This window comes from Mesorhizobium sp. M7A.F.Ca.ET.027.03.2.1 (genome assembly GCF_003999175.1).
Classification (GTDB): domain Bacteria; phylum Pseudomonadota; class Alphaproteobacteria; order Rhizobiales; family Rhizobiaceae; genus Mesorhizobium.
In genome coordinates, this window is sequence record NZ_RZOM01001556.1 from 1 (window position 1) to 942 (window position 942).

The following is a 942-nucleotide window of genomic DNA, read 5'->3' on the forward strand; positions in this document are numbered from 1 at the left end:
GGGCGCTGTCCCTCCAGCCTGTCGGCGCGAGGCGCCCCCCTCTGTCCTGCCGGACATCTCCCCCTCAAGGGGGGAGATCGGCTTGCCTTGCGGCCGCTGCGCCAGGAGGCGCAGCCACATGTACTGGGCGGTGTTGGTGTCCTGATACTCGTCGACGAGGATGTATTTGAAGCGCTTGTGGTATTCCTTCAGCACATCCGGATTGGCGCGGAAAATGCGGATCGGGTGGCAGAGCAGGTCGCCGAAATCGCAGGCGTTCAGCGTCTTCAGCCGTTCCTGATAGGCCTTGTAGAGTTCGCGGCCCTTGCCATTGGCGAAGGCGCGCGCATCGCCCTCGGCGATGTCGGCCGGGCCTTGCCCCTTGTTCTTCCAGCCGTCGATCATCTGGGCGAACTGCTTGGCCGGCCAGCGCTTGTCGTCCAGACCTTCGGCTTGGATCAACTGCTTGATCAGCCGCACGACGTCGTCGGTGTCGAGGATGGTGAAGTCGGAGCGCAAACCGGCGAGTTCGGCATGTCTGCGAAGCAGCTTCACGCCGATCGAGTGGAAGGTGCCGAGCCATGGCATGCCCTCGACATTGCCTTCGCCGATCAGCACGCCAATGCGGATCTTCATCTCGCGCGCGGCCTTGTTGGTGAAGGTCACCGCGAGGATCTGCGACGGGAACGCCTTGCCGGTGGCGAGGATGTGGGCGATGCGGGTGGTGAGCACGCGGGTCTTGCCGGTGCCCGCTCCGGCCAGCACCAGAACCGGACCTTCGGTGGTTTCAACAGCTAGCCGCTGCTCCGGGTTGAGGCCCTTCAGGTAGTCGGGTGCGTTGTTTTGACCGCTGCGGGCAGCCATGGCGCGCGCGGCGATGCCCGACGGGGCCGTGGGCCGCGCATTGGGTTCGTCGAAAAAGGGCATGTCTTCGGAAAAGCCGGACATTGCCCCGAATGTAGT

At 64.4% G+C, this 942-nt stretch carries 1 protein-coding gene; it reads right to left on the bottom strand.

The features are described from left to right. Positions 1-927: ATP-dependent helicase (locus EN750_RS36395; RefSeq protein ID WP_245482925.1), on the bottom strand; the 927-nt coding region annotated here is incomplete at its 3' end. Positions 928-942: the final 15 nt, after the last annotated feature.